The organism is Mesorhizobium sp. M8A.F.Ca.ET.218.01.1.1 (assembly GCF_004791165.1).
Taxonomy (GTDB): domain Bacteria; phylum Pseudomonadota; class Alphaproteobacteria; order Rhizobiales; family Rhizobiaceae; genus Mesorhizobium.
Map to the genome: position 1 here is coordinate 172,519 of NZ_SRUZ01000008.1, position 22,083 is coordinate 194,601.

Below are 22,083 nucleotides of genomic sequence, written 5' to 3' on the forward strand. Positions count from 1 at the left end.
AGGCTTTTTTTGAATTGCCTTTGCGCTCCGTGAGTCGCCAACAGATCATGCTTTTTCGATTGCTTCGCCTCATCCTGATCCTCGCGCTTGTCGTTTCGGCGCCGCCTTCGTTCGAGGCGATGGCGCAAGCGCTCGGCCAGGGCGCCGCCGGATTGGTTACCGATCAGCAGAAGGTCATCCAGGGCCTGACAGCCAAAACCGATGATCTCGAGAAGAAATTACAGCAGGACGGTGAGGACGATGCCTCGCTCGTGGATATCCGTCTGCAACTGGAGGATCTGTCGCGGTCGGCACTCACCAGTGCGCTGGCATTCCGTTCGCGCCTCACCGACATCAACAATCGCATCGAGGTGCTGGGCCCGCCGCCGGCGGCAGGCCAGCCGCAGGAGCCCGACATAGTGACCGGCGAACGCCAGGCGCTGGCGTCGGAGAAGGCCGAGATCAACGCGGTCGTCGCCAGCGCACAGAACCTGTCGATCCGCATCAGCGGGCTGATCGACAAGATCGGCAACATGCGCAGCGCGCTGTTCCGCAATCTGTTGACCAAGCGCTACGTACTCTCGGACGCCTTGAGCCCGCAGGTGTTTTCCGATGCGCGCGACGAGTTCGGCAATTTCTACAAGGCGGTGTCGTCCTGGCTGAGCTTCGCCATCAAGTTCAAGTTCCAGGCCATCCTGGCGGCAACCTTCGTGGCGCTCGGCCTGGCGCTGGTGCTTCTGGTCGGCGGGCGGCGCCTGTTCGGGCGGGTGTTCGAGGCCGACCCCAGCAATGAGGATCCATCCTATCTCAGCCGTCTTTCGGTGGCCTTCTGGTCGACCTTGCTGCCGACGCTGGCGGTTGCCGCGTTTCTCGGCTCGACTATCTTCTTTTTCAACTATTACAACGTCTTGCGCGGCGATATTGGGCTTTTCCTCAATGCGTTGGCCACCGTCATCGGCGTGGTGTTTTGCGTCAACCGGCTGACCAACGCGGCACTCGAGCCGCGTTTGCCCAACTGGCGTCTCATCCCCGTCGAAACCGGGCCGGCGCGCTGGCTGGTGCGCCTGACCACCGCCATGGCCGTGGTCATCAGCTTCAACACCTTCCTGTCGATCGTGAACGACAAGATGGGGTCGCCGCTGTCGCTGACCATCGCGCGCAGTTTCGTCGCCACCATCATCGTCGGCGTCATCCTGATCCTGATGGCGATGCTGAGGCCGTTCAAGGCGCGTGACGGCAGCTGGCGCCCATGGCCGGCATGGCTGCGCTACACCTCGCTCGGGCTCGGGCTTTTCACCATCATCGCGGCGCTGCTCGGTTATATCGGCCTTGCGCTGTTCGTATCGCTGCAGGTCGTGGTCACCGGCACCGCGCTGATAACAGCCTATATCGGCTTCCTGTCGGCGCAGGCGATCGGCGAGGAGGGCGCTTTCGCCAACACGTCGGTCGGGCGCTGGCTGTCGGCCAATTCCAGCTACGAGGATACCGCGCTCGACCAGCTCGGCCTTGTCGTCAGCATCGCCATCAACCTGATGATCGTGCTGGTTTTCCTGCCGCTGATCCTTTTGATGTGGGGCTTCCAGCCCGGCGATATCGAGGCGTGGGCATATAAGCTCGCAACCGGCATCAATATCGGTTCGGTGACGATTTCGGTCACCGGCATCCTGTCGGGCATCGTTGTCTTCGTCATCGGCTATTTCCTGACGCGCTGGTTCCAGGGCTGGCTCGACGGCTCCGTCATGGCGCGCGGCAAGGTCGATACCGGGGTGCGCAACTCGATCCGGCTGGCGGTCGGCTATGCCGGCGTAGCGCTCGCCGCACTGGTCGGCATCTCGGCCGCGGGCATCGACCTCTCCAGCCTGGCGCTGGTCGCCGGTGCTCTCTCCCTCGGTATCGGTTTCGGCCTGCAGAATGTGGTGTCTAATTTCGTCTCCGGCCTGATCCTTTTGGCCGAGCGCCCGTTCAAGGTCGGCGACTGGATCGTGGCCGGCGACGTCAGCGGCACGGTCAAGAAGATCAGCGTGCGTGCCACGGAGATCGAGACCTTCCAGCGGCAGTCGGTGATCCTGCCCAATTCCAACCTGATCAACAACGCCGTCGGCAACTGGACGCACCGCAACAAGCTCGGCCGCATCGACATCAAGGTCGGCGTCGCCTATGGCAGCGACGTCAAGCAAGTCCACGCCGTGCTGCTGGATATCGCGCGCAGCCATCCGCTGGTGTTGAAGAATCCCGAGCCTTTCGTGCTGTTTTCCAATTTCGGACCCGCCGCGCTCGAATTCGAGATTCGTGTGTTCCTGGCCGATGTGATGAACGGCAACATCGTGCAGAACGACGTCCGCTTCACCGTGCTGGAGAAGTTCGACGACCAGCACATCGAAATCCCTTCCACGCCGCGCGCGGTCGTCGAGGCCAAGAAGCACCAGGCTTGGCCAACCGATGACGACAAGATCGAGGCCGATTTCGCGGAGCAGGAAGAGGCCAAGGCGCAAGCCGAGGCGGAGTCGAAAAAGCTGCCGAAGCCGCGCAAGTCCAAGAAGCCCGATCCGGACTAGGCCCGGGATCCGGCCTGCCGGGCGGCGCCCGTCGCTGCCTTTCGGCTCATTTCGTGCCGGGCGGCCAGATTAACGGGGTAGGCAAAAGCCAAAGCCAATTGCGGCATGAATGCGGCATTCAGTTGCGGTTCAGCTTTCATCTCATATAAGCTCCCATGCAACGGCGAAAATGCCTTGTGAAATGCAACAGAGGCGGTGGGAACACCGATACTGCAAATGTGGAAGTCTCTCGTCGCTGCCGTGGCTTTGCTCGCCGTGAGCGGCTCGGCCCATGCCGCCAGCGCGGTCAACAAGGACGCCGAGACCCGCACGCTGGTCGTGACCGAGGGCGGCAGCAAGACCGAGCTTGCCCTGGCCGGCGGTGAAACCGTCGAGTTCTGCCAGAACGGCTGCTTCGTCACCTTGCCGAACGGTGACCTCGAAGCCCTGACCGGTTCGGAAACCATCGAGATTTCCGGCGGCGTCGCCCGCATCAAGTAATCTCCGTGGCATGGTTGGAAAGGCCGGGCATTTGTCCGGCCTTTTATCGTTTCCGGTAGCTGTTGCTTAACAGTGACGCCTGAAATACCGCCGCGGCAGCCGCCTGCAACCGTACGTTTTAACGTTCCCTAGGCGATCCCCCGCTATACCACTGTCCAAGACGCCGAAATACGGCGCTCAAGGGGTTCCGGTTTCCGGATCATATGCTGGCAGGGCAGGACGGGCATGGACGCGCGGTCGGACAGGAACGCAATACCGCTTGCGGTCGATCTCGACGGCACGCTGATCGCGACCGACCTGTTGTGGGAAGGACTGTTCATCCTCCTCAAGAAGAACCCGCTCTATCTTTTCCTGGTGCCTTTCTGGGCGGCCGGGGGACCGGCGCGGCTGAAGCAGGCGATTGCCCAGCGCGTCGACATCGACCCCGCCATGCTGCCCTATCGGGCGCCGCTGCTCGACCGGCTCCGCACCGAGCACGCCGAAGGCCGCAAGCTCGTGCTGGCCACCGGCACGCCGCGCAAGTTCGCCGATGCCATTGCCGTCCATCTCGGCATCTTCGACCGGGTGCTGGCCACCGACGGCCTCGACAATCTCACTTCGGGCAAGAAGCGCGCCTCGCTCCTCGCAGCCTATGGCGATGCCGGTTTCGACTATGCCGGCAACAGCCGCCATGACCTCCAGGTCTTCGACGCGGCGCGCAGCGCGATCGTGGTGGCGCCGGACCGTCATGCCGCGCGCTGGCAGGCGGCGCATGGCGCCGAAACGATGCCGGCTCCGAAGCCGACATTGCGGACCATCATCAAGATGCTGCGCGTCCACCAATGGCTGAAGAATTCGCTGATCGCCGTGCCGATGATGCTGTCGCACGAATATTTCAACTCCAACATGATCTGGGAATGCCTGCTGGCGTTCGTCTCGTTCAGCGCCGTTGCCTCGGCGATCTACATCCTCAACGACTTCTTCGACCTTGCGCTCGACCGCAAGCACGTCACCAAGCGCAACAGGCCGTTCGCCAGCGGCGCGCTCTCGATCCCGTTCGGCCTTGGCGCGATCGCGGTGCTGCTGGCGATCGGCGTCGGCACCGGCTGCCTTCTGCCGATCGAATTCCTCGGGGTGCTCGGCGGCTATATGGTCGTTACGACCGCCTATTCGCTGTCGTTCAAGCGCATGCTTCTGGTCGACGTGCTGACGCTTGCCGGGCTCTATACGATCCGTGTGCTGGCGGGCGCGGCCGCTACAGGCGTCGACGTCTCGTTCTGGCTGCTCGCCTTCTCGATCTTCTTCTTCCTGTCGCTGGCGCTGGTGAAGCGCTTCGTCGAATTGCGCACCACCGCCATTCCGCCAGGCGAACGCATTGCCGGCCGCGGCTATCGCACCGAAGACCAGGAGATCGTCGCCCAGGCCGGCATGGCTTCGGCCTTCTCCTCGGCGCTGGTGCTGGCGCTCTACATGGACAGCGTCGCGGTGCGCGAACTTTATCCGCATCCCTGGCTGATCTGGCCGCTGGCGCCGATCGTGCTCTACCTCACCATGCGCGTCTGGATCCTGGCGCGCCGCGACGAAATGCACGATGACCCGGTCGTCTTCATCATACGCGACTGGCGTAGCCAGATCGTGGTAGCGATCGGCGCCGTGCTGCTGGTCATCGGGGGCTGGTAGGCATGGCCGAACGCTTCCAGAGCTTTGGCCTTGCCACGCCGCCTGCGGCAAGGGCGATGCATGCCGATGACGCCATTGCACTGCTGAAAGGCGGCCAGGCCAGGCAAGCATCGCTGCTTGCCTATGGCAATGGCCGGTCCTATGGCGATTCCTGCCAGAACCAGGCCGGCACGGTCATCGACATGCGGTCCCTGAACCGCATTCGCGGCTTCAACGCCGAGAGCGGCCTGCTCGAAGCGGATGCCGGTGTGCTGCTCGCGGATGCCATTGCACATGCCGCGCCTCACGGTTTCTTTCCGGCGGTGGTCCCCGGCACACAATTCGTCACGCTCGGCGGCGCCATCGCCAACGATGTCCATGGCAAGAACCATCACCGGCGCGGCACGTTCGGTTGCCATGTGGAAAGCTTCACCCTGCTGCGGTCGGACGGGCGTAGCTATCGCTGCTCGGCGACCGACAATCCGCGTCTGTTTCGGGCGACCATCGGGGGCATGGGCCTCACGGGCCTGATTCTGTCGGCCTCGATCCGGCTGATGCGGGTTCCGTCGCTCGACATCATCGAAAAGACGGCGCGGTTTCGCGATCTCGGCGAATATTTCGACCTTGCCGAGGCTGCGGACCAGGCCAATGAATATGCCGTCGCCTGGATCGACCAGCTTGCCGGTGGCCGCAACAGCGGACGGGGCTTGCTGTTTACCGGCAACCACGCCGAGCATGGCTCGCACGCGGCCGCGCCTGCAAACGGGAAATTCTCGGTGCCGTTCCAGCCGCCTTTCAACGTGCTCAGCCGGCCGTTCCTGACCGCGTTCAACGCTGCCTACAGGTGGAAAAAACGCCCGGCTACCGTGCCGCGCCAGGTCGAATACCAGGGCTTTTTCTTCCCGCTCGACGGTGTGCACGACTGGAACAGGCTCTATGGCCCGAAGGGGCTGTTCCAGCATCAAAGCGTGGTCCCGGAAGAGGCGGCGCGCGCGATCGTGCCGGCATTGCTGACGGCTGCCCGCCAGTCCGGGCAGGGGTCGTTCCTCACCGTCCTGAAGCGCTTCGGCGGAGTCCGCTCGCCGGCACTGCTGTCGTTCCCGAGGCCGGGCTACACGCTGACGCTGGACTTCCCCAACAGGGGAGCGGCGACGCTTGCCCTGCTCGGCGAGCTCGACCGCATGACCATCGTGGCCGGCGGGGCGGTCAACCCTTACAAGGACGCACGCATGTCGGCTGCGACCTTCACAGCTTCGTTCCCGGACTGGCCGAGACTGGAAGCGTTGCGCGATCCCGCCTTCATGTCCGATTTCTGGGCGCGGACGGCCGGGAGCATCGACCAGAGGCGCCGCGGCGCCGAGGCGGCCGAATAGATAAAATTGGAATGAATCATGATTTTTGAATGCTTAACGGCAAGGTTTACTCAAAACAGTTTCGTGAGTTCACGAATCTTTTCAGGTTTGTATTACCTGATATTGCGGGGGTCGCGGGTTGAAATGAAATATATCGTCTTCATTCTCTTTACGGTCATGACCAATGCCGCCGCGCAGCTTATGCTGAAGCAAGGCATGATGTCGCTCGGACCGATTTCGTTCGAGGGCACCAATCCGCTGATCAAGCTGTTGCAGATCGTCTTCAGCCCCTGGGTCTTCCTTGGCCTGTGCACCTTCGTCATTTCGATGGTCTCGCACCTCTATGTGCTTTCCAAAGTCGAACTCTCCTTTGCCTATCCGTTTCTCAGCCTGGCTTACGTCGCCGTCGCGATCTTCGCCTATTTCGTGTTCCGCGAGGATCTCAACGGCTGGCGCATCGCCGGCATCGCCTGCATCTGCGTCGGCACGGTGCTGATCGCGCAAAGTGGGCGAGGGCATGAGGAGCAGAGCGCGTCCATCACCTCCGACAAGATACAAGCAAACGAGATCGTTCGATGAGACATGTGATTTTCGGCGGTGACGGCTTCGTCGGCCGCCACCTTGCGCCGAAGCTTGTGGCCGATGGTGAGGAAGTCGTCGTCGTCGACATCGCCAAGAGCGACCTTGCGCATTACCGCAATGTCCGCTTCATCAAGTGCGACGTCACCGACACGGGCTCGGTTGCCGCGGTCGGGCTGAAAGCCGACGACATGGTCTACAATTTGTCGGCCAAGATGCTGTCGCCTATCCAGGTGCGTGCCAAGCGGCACGATTTCTTCTTTCCGGTCAACGTCCACGGCACCGAGCACATCATGCAGGCCATGGACAAGGCTGGCGCGCCGAAGCTTGTCCACTACACGACCGACATGATCTACGGCCACACGGTCACCCAGCCGATGACCGAGGAGCATCCGATCGCGCCGCTCGGCGAATATGGCTGGTCGAAGCAGAAGACCGAGGAACTGGCCGCCGAATGGCGCAGGCGCGGCATGTCGATCTCGCTGTTTCGTCCGCGCCTGATCATCGGACCCGGCCGGCTCGGCATCCTGGAAAAGCTGTTCAAGCTGATCGACTGGAGTTTTCCGGTGCCGATGATCGGTTCGGGCCGCAACCCTTATCAATTCATCTCGGTGTTCGACTGCGCCGAGGCCGCACGCGCGGCCTGGAAGGCCGGTGTGCCCAACGAGGCCTACAATCTCGGCTCGCTCAACCCGCCGCCGGTGAGAAAATTGCTCGGCGACCTGATCCGGCATGCCGGCTCGAAGTCGATCCTGCTGCCTACGCCCGGCTGGGCGGTCAAGCGCACGCTCGACCTGCTCGATCTCATCAACCTGCCGATCATGGATCCCGAGCAATATCTGATCGCCGACGAGGAATGCGTGCTCGATGTATCCAAGGCCGAGCGCCAGCTCGGCTGGGTGCCGCAATACCGCGACGAGGACATGCTGATCGCCGCCTACAGCGAATACCGCGCCAAGAAGGCAGGTCCCGCTGTCGCCACCAAACATGTGCCCGGCGAATAGCGGCCTGCCAACACAGCTTATTGCGCACGACGCTGGTCGGAGCGCTGACAGGAGATTGAAATGACCGTCATGGCCAAGCCGGAGCAGACGAATACGCGCACCCTGGTCAGCGCGCCGACGCTGTCGCCCGCCACCATCGCCAAGCCCGACCTGATCAGCGTCGAGCAGGCCAAGGCGATGGATGTCGCAGGGATGACCGACCTGTTCAAGGCGCATCTCAACCCGGGCCAGCTGCATTTCATGAAGTTGCTCGGCTTCCACAAGATCAAGATCGAGCGTGCCGAGGGCATGTTCTACATCGACCAGAACGGCCGCAAGATCCTCGATTTCTTCGGCGGCTTCGGTTCGTTGGCCTTCGGCCACAACCATCCGCGCATTCTGGAAGTCCGCAAAAAATTCCAGGAGGAAAAGCGGCAGGAAATCGCCATCGCCTTCATGTCGCAATATGCGGCCGCGTTGGCGCACAACATCGCCAAATGCTCGCCTGGCGATCTCGATATGGTGTTCCTCGGCTCGTCCGGCTCGGAAGCGATGGAAGCGGCGGTGAAGCTCGCCGAGCGCGCCGCCGGTCCGAAGCGGCCGAAGATCGTCTATGCTGAGAATTCCTTCCACGGCAAGACCAAGGGTGTGCTGGGCATCACCGACGGCCAGCTCTATCGCGCCGACTTCAAGATGGCCGACAACACGGTGCGCATTCCCTTCGCCGACGTCGAAGCCGTGGAGCGCCTGTTCCGCTCCGATCCGGAAGTCGGCGTCATCGTGCTGGAAACCATCCAGGGCGGCGGCGGCATCATTCAGGCGCCGACTGAATACTGGCAAAAGCTGCGGGCGCTGTGCGACCAGTATGGCGTGCTGTGGGTCGCCGACGAAGTCCAGTGCGGCTATGGCCGCTCGGGCCGCTTCTATGCCTTCGAGCATTACGGCGTCGTGCCTGACGTGACGGCATTGGCCAAGTCGCTTGGCGCCGGCAAGGCAGCGGTCGGTGCGATGATTGCGCGCCGCGAAATCTACATGAAGGCCTACGGCACGCCGAAGACGGCGATGATCCATGCCATGGCCACCTTCGGTGGCATGGGCGAGGCGTGCGCCACCGCGATCGAGGGCATCAACGTGCTCTACGACGAGGGGCTGATCGACAACGCCGCCGTTACCGGCGATTACCTGCTGCAGCGCCTGCAGGCGCTCAGGGAAAAATACCCCAAGATCATCAAGGACGTGCGCGGCAAGGGTTTCATGATTGGCCTGGAGTTCCACGACTTCTCGCAGACCTTGCCTATGGTACTGCGCCCCATCGTCAGCGTGCTCGACGACAAGCTGAAGGGCTCGCTATCCGGCTTCGTCGGCGCGCTGTTGTTGCGCGACTATGACGTGCTCGTCGCCTTCACCGAATACAACCGCAACGTCATCCGGCTGGAGCCGCCGCTGATCTGCCAGCGCGAGCATGTCGACCGCTTCGTCGACGCCTTCGACAGCCTTTTGTCGCGCGGCATCGTGGCGATCGTGAAGGATTTCGTCAAAAGCCAAGTCCGTTAACGAGGTTCGCTGAACACTGTCATGCTGACCAAGTCGCCCTCTGCAAAGAATCCACTCGACCGGCTCGTCGAGGCCGGTCTGGCGTGGGGTGAGGGAACTTATGCGCGGCTGGCGGCTCCGATCGGCGCCGCGGCTTTCGCGCTCTATATCCTTCTGACGGCGTTCACGGCCTGGGTGATGCCCGACGCCAACTGGGACATGCTGCCCTATCTCGCCATATCGGAGGAGAGCACCTACCCCGATGCGCAAGCGCTGCATGACTATGCCTACGACACCGTCAAATCGGGTGTCTCGGCCGGCGACTACAAGGCGCTGACCGACGATGGCGGCGGCTTCCGCAGCCACATGGCGCAGAACCCCGCCGACTTCCATTCGCTGCTCGGCATGTACCGGATCAAGTTCCTCTATGCCGAAATCCTGTCGACGCTAAGCGGGGTGATGTCACCGGTCGAGGCGATGCGTCTGGTGCAGGTGTTTTCGGCACTGCTGTTCGGCGCGATCACGCTGCTCTGGCTGCGTTCGCAAAACGCATTGGCCCTGGCGCCGGTGGTCGGCGCGGTGCTGATCATGGCCGATTTCGGCGATGCGGCGCGCGCCTCGACGCCGGATCTGCTCACCTCGGCGCTGCTGCTCGGCGGGCTCTACGCCTACGTCAGAGGCCGCGAGGCGGCGACGGCGATCCTGCTCTTTCTCGCCTTCATGGTGCGACCGGACAATATTGTTTTCCTTGCTTTTTTCGCTGTGCTGCTGGTCGTCTTCCGGCAGCAGGCATGGGGCGCGCTGGCCGGCTTTGCCGCGTCCTTCATTGCCTATTTCGCCATTTCGCACTGGGCCCATCATCCCGGCTGGTGGCCGCATCTTTGGTTCTCCAGCATCGAACAGCACTACAATATGGACGGGTTCGAGCCGGCCTTCTCGGTCATCGCCTATCTCAGGGCGTTCGCCACGTCGCTGCTGCGCGCCGTCAACCTGAACAGTTGGATCGGCGTTTCGGTGCTGGCGCTGGCCGGCTGGTATGCGGCGAGCCGTGCCGGCTTCAAGCTCGATCGCCGCGCCGGTATCCTTTTCGCGGCGCTGGTGCTCGGCGCGCTAGCCAAATTCACCGTCTTTCCGATCCACGATACGCGCATCTATTTCCCGCATCTGATCCCGCCATTCCTGCTGCTGGCACCGCCCTTCATGGAACTGTGGGCGGCGGTCGCCCGTGGCCAGCATCGCGCCGCCTTGCACGTCATTCCCGGAGACAAATCATGAGTTCGGTTTCCAGCCTGGCGCGCATTGCCCTGTCGCTTGGCCTTCCCGCCGGCCTGCTCGATCGCGGGCCGTCACTGCGCGGCACCAAATTCCTGGTCAAGGCGGCGCTGAGGGCGCATTTCGGTGTTGGCGGCCGGCCATTCCAGATGGTCAATGTCGGCGCCTGCGATGGCGCGCTGTTCGATGACGTGACGCCCTGGCTGCACCGCATCCCAAGGGCCCGCGCCGTGCTGGTCGAGCCGATCCCGTACAATCAGAAGCGGCTACGCGCCAACTATCCAGATACGGAGCGCTTCATCATCGAGCCTGTGGCGGTGACCAGGACCAAGGGCACCATCACCGTCCACACTTTCGATGCCGCTGCCCTGGAGGCCGGCACGCTGCCGATCGAGTTCATCGGTTGCTCGTCGGTGACCGACACCAATTTGATGTCGGGCAAGAACGCCTGGGGCGAGGCCGATGCCAACTTCAACAAGTTCGCGCCGCATCTGAAAGACATCGAGGTGCCGTCGGAGACCTTGCAGACATTGCTCGACCGCAACGGCGTCAGCCATATCGACGCCTTCCTCGTCGATTGCGAAGGCGCCGACTGGATCGTCTTCGAACAGCTCGACCTCAAGCGCTACCGTCCCGGCATGATCAAGATCGAGGTCGGTGCGCTGCCCGCCCTGGAAATCGGCCAGGTCGTGGTCAAGCTGAAGACCGCCGGCTACCAGGTCGGCTTCCAGGCCGAGGACGTCTGGGCGTTTGCCTGACGGTAGCTGTTTTTCCTGAGCCACGACGGGTCGCGCCGCATCCGTGGCGTGTCGCAAACAGGCGGTAGCGCAGTGCCCGCCGCCTGCATATTGTGCGCCGATCAAACGGGCGCCGACGCCGCCCGCAACAGCACTTGGAGTCGCGGGCAATGGCAGAATTTCCGAAAAAGGCGAAGGTCGTCATCATTGGCCTCGGCGGCATTGTCGGTGCATCGATCGCTCATCATCTGATCGAACGCGGCTGGGACGACATTGTCGGCATCGACAAGTCGGGCATCCCGACCGATATCGGCTCGACCGCGCATGCGTCGGACTTCTGCTACACCACCAGCCACGATTTCCTGTCCTGCTGGACGACGCTCTATTCGATCGATTTCTACGAGAAGATGGGCCATTACGCGCGTGTCGGCGGCCTCGAGGTCGCCCGCGTCGGCGACGACAGCCGCATGGACGAGATCAAGCGCAAGATCGCTTCGGCCAAGGCCTTCGGCACGCGCGCCCGGCTGATCGAACCAGCCGAGATCAAGGAAAAATTCCCGCTGATCGAACAGGATCTGGTGCAGGGCGGCCTGTGGGATCCGGACGCCGGCCTCGTCATCCCGCGCTCGCAGACGGTTGCCGGCAAGCTGGTCGACCAGGCGGAAGCGTCCGGCAAGCTCAAACCCTTCGCCAACACGCCGGCGAAGTCGCTTGTCGTCAAGGACGGCCGCATCAGCGCCGTGGTGACCGACCGCGGCACGATCGAGGCCGACTATGTCATCGTCTGCGCCGGCATCTGGGGACGGCTGATCGCCGAGATGGTCGGCGAGGATCTGCCGGTCATGCCGATCGACCATCCGCTGACCTTCTTCGGGCCCTACACCGAATTTGCCGGCACCGGCAAGGAGATCGGCTGGCCACTGCTGCGCGACCAGGGCAACTCGGCCTATATGCGCGACACCGGCGACCCCAAGACCGCCGAGGGCGGCCAGATCGAATGGGGCTATTACGAGGAGACCAATCCGCGCCTCTGCCACCCGCGCGATCTGCTTGAGAAGGACCAGGCACGGCTGTCGCCGTCGCAGCGCGATCTCGACATGGAGCAGATCCTGGCGCCGCTGGAACGCGCCATGGAACTGACGCCGATCCTGGGCGAACTCGGCTACAACGAGGGCCATTCCTTCAACGGCCTGCTGCAGGTGACCGCCGATGGCGGGCCGTCGATGGGCGAGAGCCAGAAGGTGAGGGGTCTCTGGTACGCCGTCGCCATCTGGGTCAAGGACGGCCCCGGCATGGGCAAGCTGATCGCCGACTGGATGACCGACGGCCGCACCGCGATCGACCATCACGCCATCGATTATGCACGCTTCTACCTGCATCAGACCAAGGAGCAGTTCATCTGGGATCGCTGCACCGAGACGGCGATGAAGGTCTACAATCCGGCGGTGCATCCGCGCGAACCCTTCTCCAAGGGCCGCAACATCAGGCGCTCGCCGTTCTGGGAGCGCGAGAAGGAACTCGGCGGCTATTTCATGGAGCTCGGCGGCTGGGAGCGCGCGCATGGTTACGCCGCCAACGAGCATCTGCTCGAGAAGTATGGCAACCGGGTGCCCGTGCGCGAGAACGAGTGGGACAACCGCCACTTCTGGCGCGTCTCGAACGCAGAGCATTTGGCGATGAGCGAGGATTGCGGCATCGTCAACCTCTCGCATTTCTCGATGTATGACATCGAGGGACCCGACCATGTCGCACTGCTGGAATGGCTGTGCGCGGCCAAGATCGGCGGCGACAACAACATCGGCAAGGGCATCTACACCCACTTCCTCGATGAGGAAGGCATGGTGCGCGCCGACTTCACCGTGATCCGCATGGCCGACCGCTGCCGGCTGATCGACGGCGCCGATGCCGGGCCGCGCGACTTCCAGTACATGCGCCGCACGGCTCAGGACAAAGGGTTCGATGTCACCATCACCGATGTGACCGAGAGGTACGTCACCATCGGCATCTGGGGGCCGAACGCCCGCACCACCTTGCAAAAGGTCGTCGAGAACCCGGATGGGCTTTCACCGGAGAATTTTCCATTCGCGGCGATCAAGCCGGTCCGCATCGGCGGCAAGGATGTCACCGCGTTCCGCATATCCTATGTCGGCGAGCAAGGCTGGGAACTGCATATGCGCTACGAGGATGGCCTCGCCGTCTGGGACGCGCTGCGCTCGACCGGCGTCATGCCGTTCGGTGTCGAGACCTATGCCAACACCCGCCGCATGGAAAAGAGCCTGCGGTTGCAGAATGCCGACCTCTTGACCGAGTACAATCTGCTGGAGGCCGATCTCGCCCGTCCGAAGGTCAAGGAGAACGATTTCTGCGGCAAGGCCAAGCATGTCGAATACCGCGAACGCGCGCATCAGCCGGCCATGCTGTGCACGCTGGTGATGACCGAGAATACGGATTCCAGGGGTGTTGCCCGTTATCCCGTCGGCATCATGCCGGTGATTGACCCGGAGAGCGGAGAAACGCTGGTCGACGAACTCGGCCGTCGCTCCTTCACCACATCGGTCGCCTACGGCCCGACGATCGGCAAGAACATCGCGCTCGCCTATCTGCCCTGGGCCTATGCGCAGGAGGGCCGCAAGCTCATGGTCGAGTATTTCGGCGAGACCTATCCGGTCGAAGTCGTCGGCGTCGGTTACAGGCCGCTTTACGACCCGGAAAATCTGAAGCCGCGGAGCTGATCGCCCAGCGGTAGGGCTCGCATAGATTGGATCAGCCCGACCACGGCCGGGCTTTTCTCTTTTTCGGTGGACGATTCTCGCTTACCCTTGCGCAATGTCTGGTTTGCCCTGCGCAAGACATCTGCTTTCCGCCTCTGCTGCACTGGCGTTGGTGCTCTGGCTGGCGCCAACGTCCCGCGCGGACGAGCCGGTCGATGTCGAGCTGGTGCTGGCGGTGGACGTTTCGCTGTCGATGTCGGCGGAGGAGCTGGAGATTCAGCGCCATGGTTACGCGGCGGCGCTGACGCATGACAATGTGCTGCAGGCGATCGCCGATGGCGCCTATGGCAAGATCGCCGTCACCTATGTCGAATGGGCCGGCACCAGCTGGCAACGCGTCATCGTGCCGTGGACGGTGATCGCGACCCGGGCCGACGCGGAGCGGGTGGTGGCGCAATTGTCGGCCCAGCCGCCCAACAGCGCGCGGCGCACCTCGATCTCCGGCGCGCTTGAGTTCGGCAGCGACCTTTTCGCCGAAAGCGGCTACCAGGGAACCAAGCGCGTCATCGACATTTCGGGCGACGGGCCAAACAACCAGGGCGCGCCGGTCAATCTCGTCCGCGACGGGGTGGTCAGGCAAGGCATCGTCATCAACGGCCTGCCGCTGATGACCCGAGGCGGCTTTTCCGGCGTCTATGACGTCAACGATCTCGACCGCTACTACAGTGATTGCGTCATCGGCGGCGCCGGCGCCTTCATGATCCCGGTCAACGACTGGACGCAATTTCCCGAAGCCATCCGCCGCAAGCTGGTGCTGGAGCTTGCCGGCCCAGCGTCACCGCAATGGGCGGCGGCGGAGGCGGATCACCCGCCGGTGGTGCTGGCGCAGGACAAGTCCGCCGCCGACTGCCAGATCGGCGAGAAAATGTGGCGCAACCGCAACTGGATGCCCGACAGCCGGTAGGGCAATCCCAAACCGGGTTGTCGGCTGCTTTCCGCGCGAACACGTTCCTGTTGATTGACAAGCCCATCGGCCTCTGTGAACAATTTCCCCCAGAAAAACAAAGGGGAACTGATATGAACAGGATAACCGTATTTGCCGCGACATTGACGCTTGCCGCGGGCTTATCCGCTCCGGTGATGGCCGCCACGTCACTCACCATCGGCATTAGCGGCTGGACCGGCTTCGCGCCGCTGACACTCGCCAAGCAGGCAGGGCTGTTCGAGAAACATGGACTCGACGTGACCTTGAAGAAGGTGCCGCAGGCCAGCCGGCCGCTTGCCATCGCCAGCGGCGACCTGCAATGCGCCGCCACCACGGTCGAGACCTGGCTGGTCTGGAACGCCAGCGGGGTGACCACCAAGCAGATTTTCCAGCTCGACAAATCCTATGGTGCCGACGGCATCGTGGTGCGCAACGACATCAAGACCGTCGCCGATCTCAAGGGCAAGAACGTAGCGTCCTCCGCGCCGGGAACGTCGCCCTATTTCATGCTGGCCTGGGTGCTGAACAAGAACGGCATGTCGACCAAGGACGTGACGGTCGTCAATCTCGAGCCTGACGCGGCGGCACAAGCCTTCCTCGCCGGCCAGAATGACGCGGCTGTTACCTATGAGCCTTTCATCTCGGCCGTGCGCGACAAGGCCGACCAGGGCCATATCCTGGCGACCACGCTCGACTATCCGATGGTTCTCGATACGGTCGGCTGCACGCCCGAATTCCTCAAGGCCAATCCCGACGCCGCCAAGGCGCTTGCCGACAGCTATTTCGATGCGCTCGACCTGATCAAGAAAGATCCGCAGAAATCCTACGAGATCATGGGCGCCGACGTGAAACAGTCGGCCAAGGAATTCGAGGATTCGGCGAAGTACCTGAAATGGGCCGACAAGGCCGACAACAAGCAGTTCTTCACCAAGGAATTCCAGGACTTTTCCAAGACCGCCGGCGACCTGCTGCTGCAGATGGGGCTGATCAAGGAGGCGCCCGACGTCGCCACGCTGGCCGACACCAGCGCCGTGGCGAATTGACGGCTCAACCCCTGGATACCGTGCGGTGGCGCAGAGCGCCGCCGCCTTCCTGCTGACAAAGGACGAAGATGCGCCCCTTGCATCCTGTCTCGCCGGGCCTGCGAACAGTGCTCGGCATTTCCTTCTTCGTGCTGTTCGTGGTTTTCTGGGCCTGGATCACGCTTGGTGGCAACGTCAACCGCATCTTCCTCGCCGATCCGCTGTCGATGCTGCGGGATGGCTGGCGGCTGCTGGTCGAGGATCGTTTCTGGCTCGACATACTGATCACCATCTGGCGGGTCTTCGGCGGCTTTGTGCTGGCCTCGGTCGTCGCCGTGCCGCTCGGCATCGCCATGGGCGCCTGGAAGCCGGTGGAAGCCTTTCTGGAGCCGTTCGTCTCCTTCGCCCGCTATCTGCCGGCTTCGGCCTTCATTCCGCTGCTCATCCTGTGGGCGGGCATTGGCGAACTGGAAAAACTGCTCGTCATCTTCGTCGGCTCGGTGTTCCAGATCATCCTGATCATTGCTGTCAAGGTCGGATCAACGCGGCGTGACCTGGTCGAGGCGGCCTATACGCTGGGCTCGACCAACAACAGTATTGTCAAGCGGGTGATCATGCCGGCCAATGCGCCCGAAATCGCCGAGACGCTGCGGCTGGTGCTCGGCTGGGCCTGGACCTACGTCATCGTTGCCGAACTGATCGGCTCGTCGTCGGGCATCGGCTATATGATCATCAACAGCCAGTCGCGGCTGGCGACGGGGCAGATCATCTTCGGCATCATCGTCATCGGGCTGATCGGGCTGTTGTCCGACTTCGCTTTCAAGGCGTTCAACCGCTGGCTCTTTCCGTGGAGCCTGGCGTGAGCAAGCTTCTCATCGAGGGTGTGTCGCGCACCTTTGCCGGCGTGCGAGGCGCAGAACCCGTCAGGGCGCTGATGCCGGTCGACCTGGCGGTCGCGGCCAATGACTTCATCACCATTCTGGGGCCGTCGGGTTGCGGAAAGTCGACGCTGTTGCGGATCGTCGCCGGTCTGGAGGCGCCAAGCGAAGGCCGCGTTCTGCTTGACGGCAAGGCGGTGACGAGACCGGGACCGGACCGCGGCATGGTCTTCCAGTCCTACACGCTGTTTCCCTGGCTCACGGTCGCCGAAAATATCGCCTTTGGCTTGCGCGAACGCGGCATGGCCGAAGAGGAGCGGGACGGGATCGTCGCCTCCTATGTTGATCTCGTCGGCCTGAAAGGGTTCGAGAACCATTGGCCGAAGCAGCTTTCCGGCGGCATGCAGCAGCGCACGGCGATCGCCCGGGCGCTGGCCAACGATCCGGAAATCCTGTTGCTGGACGAGCCGTTCGGGGCTCTGGACAACCAGACGCGCGGGCTGATGCAGGAATTGCTGCTCGGCATATGGGAACGGCGCAAGAAGACGGTGCTGTTCGTCACCCACGACATCGAGGAGGCGATCTTCATGGCTTCGCGCGTGATCGTGATGACGGCGCGGCCCGGCCGCATCAAGTCGGATGTCGCCATCGACCTGCCGCATCCGCGCCACTACACGCTGAAGACCAGTCCGGAATTCTCGGCGTTGAAGGCGCGGCTGACCGAGGACATCCGCGTCGAGGCGATGCGGACCGCGGACGCGCACTAACCGCTCACGTTCGGTCGTTCCGCGCGTATGGTTTGGGTCAGGCCGCCAGCAATTGCTTGCGGTCGACGCGCTCCTGCTGCGGCGAGCGGGCATAGAGCTCACGGTAGCATTTCGAGAAATGCGAGGCCGAGACGAAGCCGCAGGCGACCGCCACCTCGACCACCGGCATCGACGACTGGATCAAGAGATGCCTTGCGCGGTCGAGGCGGATTTCGAGATAGTAGCGCGCAGGGGAGCGTCCCATCTCGGTTCGGAACAGGCGCTCTATCTGGCGGCGCGACAGGTCGACATGGTCGGCGATCTCGATCAGCGACAGCGGCTCGGACAGATTGGCCTCCATCAGTTCGATGATGGTCAGCACTTTCGAGTTCTGCACACCAAGCCGGGCGCGCAGCGGCAGGCGCTGGCGGTCGGTCGGGCTGCGCACGCGGTCGGTCAGCACCTGCTCGCAGACGCGGTTGACGAGGTTCTCGTCGAAGTCGTCGCCGATCAGCTTCAGCATCATGTCGAGCGCGGCGGTTCCGCCGGCGCAGGTGTAGATGTTCTGGTCGATCTCGAACAGGTCGGCAAAGACATTGGCTTTCGGGAAGGCCTCGGAAAAGCCCGGCAGGTTTTCCCAATGGATGGCGCAGCGCTTGTTCGACAACAGCCCGGCGGAGGCGAGGATATGCGCACCGGTGCACAGGCCACCCACCGCGACGCCGCGATTGTATTCCTCACGCAGCCAGGCAAAGGCCGACTTGTTCTGGTAGCGTTCGACATTGATGCCGCTGCAGACGATGGCCATGTTGGGACGATCCGGCCCCGCCATCTTCTTGCGTTCCTCTTCCAGCGAGGTGTTGACGGCGCATTCGACGCCGTTGGAGGCGCGCACCGGCTTGCCGTCGATGCTGGCAAGGCGCCAGCGATAGGCCTCGTAACCGAGCATCCGATTGGCGGAGCGCAGCGGGTCCAGCGCGGTCGCAAAAGCGATCATGGTGAAATCGGGAACAAGGAAGAACACAAACGACCGCTTGATCGGATGCTTGACGGCGTTCACGGGGAACCTCATCTGGCCATGACGCGAACAGGATGTCGCGAATAGCATAGCGTCATCAGGAAAAACCATTCCTGTCAATCGGCTAGGTGGCTTTGGCAAGATTAAATTTGCGACATGGGTCGCAAATGGGCAATCGCCGCGCGGTGCTGCTCAAACCAGGCCACCGTCAGGTTGTGAAAAGACGATGGAAGCGCAACAAAATAAACGCCGCCTCGGCGGACCGAAGCGGCGGCAGTCAACTCTGAAGCCGTGGCAGGGGAGCGCGGCTCTGGAGGTATTTTGTGTTTCTATGCAGTCCCGAACGGAAAACCGTTACACGATTTTCCTGGAACTAGTCTTATTCAGGCGACGAAGCCGAGGCGCGCCGCAGCCATGGCGCCGGTCTGGCCAGGCATGGTCTTGGCGAGGCGCTGACGCTCGAGCGCCGTGGTCAGGTTCATTTCGCGGCGGGCGAAGAGGCGGGCAAAAAGCTTCATGATCATCTCCAATCGGTTGCTCAGACGGGTCGCCTTCGCTTGATGGAGTGGGGCAGCTCGTTTGCTGACGGTGATATAGGCTTGTGTGAGCGGAAACTAAATCGCAAAAGCGAAGCGCTTGATATGAAAAGCGACACCAAATGCGACAAATTTGGGCAGAGTGAAGCTGTCGTGCCCAATATTTACGAATATTTACAGACGGTTAGCTTCAAAAACGAGCTGCTATGCGGCTTGCTCATATGCGCCATGCAGCGGCGGCATGGCTCCTGAATTCGTTTGAATACAAATAAAATAGAGAAGGCCTGCCGGGCGGTTTGCGCGGCAGGCCTTCAGCACGGGGTACACACGATCTACTTTGCTCCAGCCCAGGATCCAACGCCATTGCGAATGCCGGTCTTGGCGTCGGAAGCTTCCGGCCAGCCGATATCTTTCTGCAACTCGATCGGCAGGGAACGGATGGCGCGTTCGGTCTGGTAGCGGGCGCGGGCCGCGTTGAATTCGGTCGCGATGCGGCCGAGGGACGACAGGATAGACATTTCGATCTCCTTTGCAGCGGCGCGGGAGGCGCCGGCAATGCGTTACGTCAGGTCTGTTTCAGCTTCATTTCATGCCGAATGCAGGTCTGCGTCGTGGTCGTTTGGTGACCGCTTTTGGCAGCATGCTGCTTCGATGGAGTTGACTATGCTCCTGATCTGATGTTCAATCAAACGAAATGGAATGATGCTTTGTATCAGAAAAATTGAAGGCTGATCGACATGAACGCGCCGCTCAATCATCCGCTGCCGCTGCTCGACCTCGACGTTTTGCGCACTTTCGTGGCGATTGCCGAGACCGGCAGTTTCACCACTGCGGCCAATGCGGTGTTCCGCACGCCGTCGGCCGTCTCCATGCAGATCAAGAAGCTGGAGGATATTCTCGGCCGCTCGGTGTTCGCGCGCGATGCGCGTTCGGTAACGCTGACCACGGACGGCGAAATGCTGCTCGGTTATGCCCGCCGGCTTTTGTCGATCAACCGCGAGGTGGTGTCGAAGTTCATCATCCCCGATATTGTCGGCGTTGTGCGGCTGGGCTCCCCCGATGACTATGGCGAGCGCGTGCTGCCGCATGTGCTGAAACGTTTCGCGCAGTCGCATCCCTCGATCGCCGTCGACGTCACCATCGACCAGAGCAGCAATCTGCGCCGCCGCATGGACGACCGGGCGCTCGACATCACGCTGTTGACGAACTCGTACAAGACCAGCGCGCTCGGCGCCGAGGTGCTTTTGACCGAGCCGATCGTGTGGGCCGGCGCCAAGGGTGGCTGCGCGCATCTGCGCGAACCTTTGCCGGTTTCGCTTTGGGAAGAAGGCTGCGCCTGGCGGGCCGGTGCGCTCGAGGCATTGGGCCGCGAGGGCCGCAATTACCGCGTCGCTTACATGAGCGCCCATACGGCCGGCCAGCGCGCCGCCATCATGGCCGACCTCGCGGTCGCGCCGCTGCCGCGTTCGTTCCTCGGCAATGACATGGTCGAACTCTGCCCGAAGGACGGCATGCCCGATATCGGCACTTACAATCTTGCCATGGTGGTGGCGCCGGACGCCAGCGCGCCGGTCAAGGCCGTCGCCGACCACATCCGCGCGACCTTCGAAGTGTTCCGGGAAACCGGCAAGTTCTGATTATCCGGGATACCCGGACTGGAGGTGCTGCTCTGCGGCCTCCGCGGAGGGCGCCTTGAACCTTGCCGCCGTGCCTTGAACGATCGGCGAAGAGCTCTCGCGCAGGAAAGCAACGATGTGTTGGCGCGCGCGCCGCGCTTCGGGCATGTCAATCAGCGGCCAAACGTGGAACATGCCTTCCTCGTAGACCAGCTCCACCTCGACACCGGCGGCGCGGGCTTTTTGTGCGAAGATCAGATTGTCGGGTGTGAGAAGATCGCGGGAGCCCGTCAGGAGCAATGTCTTCGGCAACACCGACAGATCGCCATAGACCGGGCTGATGCGCCAGTCTGCCGGATCCATGCCGGCACTATAGAGCCGGATTGCCTCCCGCCCACCGGCAATGCCCAACCATGGGTCGTTTCGCTCCGCCTCGAACACTTCGGGGTTTGCGAGCGAGACGTCGAGCCCGGGTGAAATCAGCACATGGGCAGGCCCTCTTCCGCCGCCATCATGGTCAGTACCACCGCCATGTTGCCACCCGCGGAATCGCCCATGAAGATGATCTCTTCCGCCTCCGTCTCCTCGATCATCTGGCGATAGACATTGCCGACCATGCCGAACATGGCGTGGAAATCGTGTTCCGGTGCGATGGGATAGATCGGCACGGTGATGCCGTAGCCCAGCCGGTCGGCCATGTCGGCGATCAGATACCAGTGATAGGGCGTGATCTCAAAGACATAGGCGCCGCCGTGCAGGTAGAGAATTCGCTTGTGCTCTCCGGCCCGGGGGGCGATTTCGTAGACCGGGAAACCGTCCACGCTGCGCGTCTGGATGTCGTAACGCTGCTGCAGCGCGGCCGGTGGATGGTGATCCTCGGTTTTGCGCGCGGCCGCGATCCAGCGCCGCAAGTTTTCCGGGCTGGAAAAGGCCTGCTTGCGGCTGTGCCTGAGCACGAAGGATACGACGTGGCTTTTCAAACTTGGCATGCGGAGACACGAACTTCGGCGGCAGCCGACTAAGAGATTTCCCCCTCCAAGCGAAGATCGTACCTTGGCCGAAAATGTCAAGATTTACGCTGTGCCCACACGCTGGTGTGATCCGCGCGCTGTCGTCGGCGCCGCGGCAAAAGCGCCGCGCGCAATCGGTTGCTGGTGGCCACCGGGGATGTGCGAGATCCCCGGCGGATGCCGAGCAATTTGCATTTGTCGGCGAACGTCATCAGCGCGTCGTACCCAGAAGCAGCGAGGCGAGCGTCACCTGCGGATCGTTCGGCGGCGATGCCGGCCAGCCGATGTCCTTCTGGACATGCGCCGGCAAGCTGTTCAGCGCGCGGATCGCCTTGTTCCTGGCATGGGCTTGCCTGATGGTCACACCGAAGCGGCCGAGATTTTCGAACATCGACATTTTCATCTCCCTTGAAGAACGGCCGTGGCCAAGGACTATCCTCGGCCGCCGTTCGA

Annotated in this window: 20 protein-coding genes and 1 pseudogene; 15 read left to right on the top strand and 6 right to left on the bottom strand. The window is 62.5% G+C overall.

Features of this window, described 5'->3' with window-relative positions; translation table 11 throughout:
• Positions 1-47: 47 nt before the first annotated feature.
• Positions 48-2,534 carry a mechanosensitive ion channel family protein gene (locus EN861_RS26900; RefSeq protein ID WP_135866650.1) on the top strand — a complete coding sequence of 829 codons (2,487 nt, stop codon included), beginning with the start codon at positions 48-50 and terminating at the stop codon, positions 2,532-2,534.
• On the opposite strand, the gene EN861_RS35565 is transcribed toward EN861_RS26900, so the two are convergent.
• Positions 2,531-2,674 carry a hypothetical protein gene (locus tag EN861_RS35565; RefSeq protein WP_189343742.1) on the bottom strand — a complete coding sequence of 48 codons (144 nt, stop codon included), beginning with the start codon at positions 2,672-2,674 and terminating at the stop codon, positions 2,531-2,533. The two genes, EN861_RS26900 and EN861_RS35565, sit on opposite strands and share 4 nt — an antisense overlap.
• A 76-nt stretch (positions 2,675-2,750) precedes the next feature.
• On the opposite strand from EN861_RS35565, the gene EN861_RS26905 reads away from it, so the two are divergent.
• From EN861_RS26905 to EN861_RS26965, 13 genes are all read left to right on the top strand, one after another.
• Positions 2,751-3,014 (top strand): hypothetical protein, encoded by a 264-nt coding sequence (locus tag EN861_RS26905; protein WP_127277681.1) that lies wholly within the window; start codon positions 2,751-2,753, stop codon positions 3,012-3,014.
• A 225-nt stretch (positions 3,015-3,239) separates the two neighbouring features.
• On the top strand, positions 3,240-4,673 hold the full coding sequence (locus tag EN861_RS26910; protein ID WP_135866652.1) for a UbiA family prenyltransferase: 1,434 nt from the start codon (positions 3,240-3,242) through the stop codon (positions 4,671-4,673).
• A gap of 2 nt (positions 4,674-4,675) precedes the next feature.
• Positions 4,676-6,025 (top strand): FAD-binding oxidoreductase, encoded by a 1,350-nt coding sequence (locus tag EN861_RS26915; RefSeq protein ID WP_135866654.1) that lies wholly within the window; start codon positions 4,676-4,678, stop codon positions 6,023-6,025.
• A 123-nt stretch (positions 6,026-6,148) separates the two neighbouring features.
• Positions 6,149-6,583 (top strand): EamA family transporter, encoded by a 435-nt coding sequence (locus tag EN861_RS26920; protein ID WP_127277684.1) that lies wholly within the window; start codon positions 6,149-6,151, stop codon positions 6,581-6,583.
• The gene (locus EN861_RS26925) at positions 6,580-7,587 is read left to right on the top strand and encodes an NAD(P)-dependent oxidoreductase (RefSeq protein ID WP_135866658.1); all 1,008 of its coding nucleotides are present in this window, start codon (positions 6,580-6,582) and stop codon (positions 7,585-7,587) included. The genes EN861_RS26920 and EN861_RS26925 overlap by 4 nt, the downstream gene beginning before the upstream one ends.
• A gap of 69 nt (positions 7,588-7,656) precedes the next feature.
• The gene (locus tag EN861_RS26930) at positions 7,657-9,120 is read left to right on the top strand and encodes an aspartate aminotransferase family protein (protein ID WP_189343754.1); all 1,464 of its coding nucleotides are present in this window, start codon (positions 7,657-7,659) and stop codon (positions 9,118-9,120) included.
• A gap of 21 nt (positions 9,121-9,141) precedes the next feature.
• Positions 9,142-10,374: a DUF2029 domain-containing protein gene (locus tag EN861_RS26935; protein ID WP_135866662.1), complete on the top strand. Its 1,233-nt coding sequence runs from the start codon at positions 9,142-9,144 to the stop codon at positions 10,372-10,374.
• On the top strand, positions 10,371-11,129 hold the full coding sequence (locus EN861_RS26940; protein ID WP_127277688.1) for an FkbM family methyltransferase: 759 nt from the start codon (positions 10,371-10,373) through the stop codon (positions 11,127-11,129). The genes EN861_RS26935 and EN861_RS26940 overlap by 4 nt, the downstream gene beginning before the upstream one ends.
• Before the next feature lie 149 nt (positions 11,130-11,278).
• Positions 11,279-13,840 carry an FAD-dependent oxidoreductase gene (locus EN861_RS26945; protein WP_135866664.1) on the top strand — a complete coding sequence of 854 codons (2,562 nt, stop codon included), beginning with the start codon at positions 11,279-11,281 and terminating at the stop codon, positions 13,838-13,840.
• Between the two features lie 94 nt (positions 13,841-13,934).
• On the top strand, positions 13,935-14,783 hold the full coding sequence (locus EN861_RS26950; RefSeq protein WP_189343743.1) for a DUF1194 domain-containing protein: 849 nt from the start codon (positions 13,935-13,937) through the stop codon (positions 14,781-14,783).
• Positions 14,784-14,896: 113 nt separating this feature from the next.
• Complete coding sequence (locus EN861_RS26955; protein ID WP_127279860.1) at positions 14,897-15,847, top strand: ABC transporter substrate-binding protein; 951 nt, start codon at positions 14,897-14,899, stop codon at positions 15,845-15,847.
• A gap of 68 nt (positions 15,848-15,915) precedes the next feature.
• Entirely contained in the window at positions 15,916-16,689 is a 774-nt protein-coding gene (locus EN861_RS26960) for an ABC transporter permease (protein WP_127279859.1), read from the top strand.
• A complete protein-coding gene (locus EN861_RS26965) occupies positions 16,686-17,471 on the top strand; it encodes an ABC transporter ATP-binding protein (protein ID WP_135866666.1) in 786 nt (261 codons plus the stop codon). Before EN861_RS26960 ends, EN861_RS26965 begins: the two co-directional genes overlap by 4 nt.
• A 37-nt stretch (positions 17,472-17,508) precedes the next feature.
• Here the strand turns inward: EN861_RS26965 and EN861_RS26970 are convergent, their stop codons facing one another.
• The 3 genes from EN861_RS26970 to EN861_RS26980 all read right to left on the bottom strand — a co-directional run bounded on the left by EN861_RS26970 (position 17,509) and on the right by EN861_RS26980 (position 19,522).
• Positions 17,509-18,447, bottom strand: a complete 939-nt coding sequence (locus tag EN861_RS26970) for a GlxA family transcriptional regulator (RefSeq protein ID WP_348630721.1) — start codon at positions 18,445-18,447, stop codon at positions 17,509-17,511.
• Positions 18,448-18,851: 404 nt separating this feature from the next.
• Positions 18,852-18,986, bottom strand: a complete 135-nt coding sequence (locus tag EN861_RS36690) for a hypothetical protein (protein WP_127281166.1) — start codon at positions 18,984-18,986, stop codon at positions 18,852-18,854.
• Between the two features lie 350 nt (positions 18,987-19,336).
• Positions 19,337-19,522 carry a hypothetical protein gene (locus EN861_RS26980; RefSeq protein ID WP_127280941.1) on the bottom strand — a complete coding sequence of 62 codons (186 nt, stop codon included), beginning with the start codon at positions 19,520-19,522 and terminating at the stop codon, positions 19,337-19,339.
• 219 nt (positions 19,523-19,741) lie between these two features.
• On the opposite strand from EN861_RS26980, the gene EN861_RS26985 reads away from it, so the two are divergent.
• On the top strand, positions 19,742-20,641 hold the full coding sequence (locus EN861_RS26985; protein ID WP_015317416.1) for a LysR substrate-binding domain-containing protein: 900 nt from the start codon (positions 19,742-19,744) through the stop codon (positions 20,639-20,641).
• On the opposite strand, the pseudogene EN861_RS26990 reads toward EN861_RS26985, so the two are convergent.
• Together EN861_RS26990 and EN861_RS35570 are read right to left on the bottom strand one after the other, a co-directional pair.
• Positions 20,642-21,609: pseudogene (locus EN861_RS26990) on the bottom strand (alpha/beta hydrolase).
• Between the two features lie 232 nt (positions 21,610-21,841).
• Positions 21,842-22,027 carry a hypothetical protein gene (locus tag EN861_RS35570; protein WP_167531375.1) on the bottom strand — a complete coding sequence of 62 codons (186 nt, stop codon included), beginning with the start codon at positions 22,025-22,027 and terminating at the stop codon, positions 21,842-21,844.
• Between the last annotated feature and the right edge of the window lie 56 nt (positions 22,028-22,083).